Origin of the sequence: Endozoicomonas sp. YOMI1 (assembly GCF_024606345.1) — a bacterium.
Classification (GTDB): Bacteria; Pseudomonadota; Gammaproteobacteria; order Pseudomonadales; family Endozoicomonadaceae; genus Endozoicomonas.
Genome location: NZ_JAHHPM010000459.1, coordinates 1 through 2448, shown reverse-complemented (window position 1 = coordinate 2448; position 2448 = coordinate 1). Strand labels below are relative to the sequence as shown.

The window sequence follows — 2448 nt, the reverse complement described above, 5'->3', positions numbered from 1 at the left end:
GCTCATATTTAGAAGGTGGAATTGGTATCAGAGCAACTCGGGCAGAAGAACCGCTAATCAATTCGACGGTAGGTAAAAGGGAGCCGGTGATGGTTGAGAAACTTGATGATGGCCTGGAAAAGAATAATGACCCGGATAAAAATCCATGGATCGACTGGGCAGAAAAGATCCGGGCCATTGCCCAGAATGGACTCACCTTCTCCAGAGGTGAGTTTGACCTTGAGCGATATCAGCAATTACAGGCTATTGCCCATGATATGACGGCCCTGCTGACCGGAGCCCCCATCGAAAAAGTGAACCACTACTTTCTGCCGGATCATGGTTATGCCACCCCAAAGATTGACCTTCGTGGTGGCGTATTCCTCGATAATAAAATACTGCTGGTCAAAGAGCGGTCTGATGGCGGCTGGGCTCTGCCCGGTGGCTGGGGCGATGTTTGTGAACCTCCCGCTTATGGGGTCGAGCGGGAAATTGTGGAAGAGTCTGGCTATACCGCCAAGGTATTAAAACTGGTAGCTGTGCGGGATACCCAGCGACACCCCTACTGCCCACGAAGCCCCTATCATATCTACAAACTGATTTTTCTCTGCGAGCTGACCGGAGGCGCCCCGAAAGAGAATATTGAAATTTCCGATATTGGTTTTTTTGATATTGATGATCTGCCTGAGCTTTCCCGGGGAAGAACATTGCCGGAAGATATCTGGTTATTAGTTGAACACAAAAATAAACGCGAGTTGCCCACCGTTTTTGACTAAAACGGCGGAAAACCGGCAGGGAATATTAAGCCGTACCACCCACGGTAATTTCATCAATCTTCAACGTAGGCTGACCAACACCCACCGGGACAGACTGACCATCCTTACCACAGACACCTACGCCCGGGTCCAGCTCCAGGTCATTACCGACCATGGACACCTTGTTCATCACATCAGGGCCATTACCAATCAGGGTTGCTCCCTTGACGGGCACGGTCTTCTTACCATTTTCGATCAACCAGGCCTCACTGGTGGAGAAAACAAACTTACCAGAGGTGATATCCACCTGACCACCTCCCATGTTTTCCACATAGATGCCTTTTTTAACGGTGCTGATAATCTCTTCAGGGTCATGCTTGCCTGCCAGCATATAGGTATTGGTCATCCTTGGCATGGGTAGGTGGGAATACGACTCACGACGTCCGTTACCGGTCGGTGCAACACCCATTAAACGAGCGTTCAGCTTATCCTGCATATAGCCTTTGAGAATGCCATTTTCAATCAGGACGGTGCTTTCTGTGGGTACCCCCTCATCATCCATATTCATGGAGCCACGACGACCACCCAGCGTACCGTCATCAACAATGGTGCAGTGTGGAGAGGCAACCCGCTCACCAATCCGGCCAGCATAGGCGGACGACCCTTTGCGGTTAAAGTCACCTTCCAGTCCATGACCTACCGCTTCATGCAGCAGGACACCGGACCAGCCAGCGCTTAATACCACCGGCATGGTGCCTGCCGGAGCCGCAACCGCTGCAAGATTGGTCATGGCCTGGCGCACAGCTTTGCGGGCATACTCAAGGCCGGTCTCGTTCAGCAGGAACTGAAGGTAGTCACCCCGACCACCACCACCGGCAGACCCACGCTCAATACGCCCTTCTTTTTCGGCAATGACACTGACATTGAGACGAACCAGCGGACGAATATCCGCCGCCAGCGTGCCATCGGATGCGGCTACCAGCACCACCTCATGAACACCGGCCAGACTCACCGTCACCTGTTTCACACTTGGGTCTGCCTTGCGGGCTTCCTTGTCCAGCTTTTTCAGCAGATCAACTTTATCTTCACTGGTTAACGACTCCAGGGGATTGGCGGTTCCGTAGAGCGACAATGGCTGGCTGCGCTGCCATGCCTGAACCTGCTTCTGCTGGCCGACCCGGGCAATACTTCGGGCGGCACCGGCAGCCTGTTCCAGTGCCGGAAGAATAATTTCATTGGAGTAGGCAAAACCGGTCTTCTCGCCACTCATGGCGCGAACACCCACACCACTGTCAACATTGAAACTGCCTTCCTTAACGATACCATCTTCCAGCACCCAGGACTCATGGCGCATGGATTGAAAATAGAGGTCCGCAGCATCGACATTGTGACCCAGAATGGTATCCAGAATCCTGCTGAGTTCGCTGTCGCCGATATTGGCTGGAGTCAGCAGTTGGTCACGGGCTGTTGTAATAATATCGGTCATAGATTTTGTCACCACTTTTGTTACCACTTTTGTCAGCAGCATGTGTCAGCAGCGTGGCTTCACACTGATTTATTCTTCATGCAAGCGTACTCCCTGAGAACGGGATAACTCAAGGGAAGTTTGAAATTTATAATGATGAATTCTGCATATTTTAATTCAGCTAACGATCGCCCCACTTATTTTCAAGGTTCTGCTAGTTCTGAATCGGGCACATCATGTCAGGCCTTC

2 protein-coding genes are annotated in these 2448 nt (G+C 51.6%); one reads left to right on the top strand and one right to left on the bottom strand.

The features are described 5' to 3' along the window. On the top strand, positions 1-755 hold a 755-nt coding region (locus tag KDK15_RS16315), incomplete at its 5' end, for an NUDIX hydrolase (protein WP_257296448.1). A 25-nt stretch (positions 756-780) separates the two neighbouring features. Here KDK15_RS16315 and tldD read toward each other — a convergent pair. Beyond that, positions 781-2220 (bottom strand): metalloprotease TldD, encoded by a 1440-nt coding sequence (gene tldD / locus KDK15_RS16310; RefSeq protein ID WP_257296447.1) that lies wholly within the window; start codon positions 2218-2220, stop codon positions 781-783. Positions 2221-2448 lie beyond the last annotated feature (228 nt).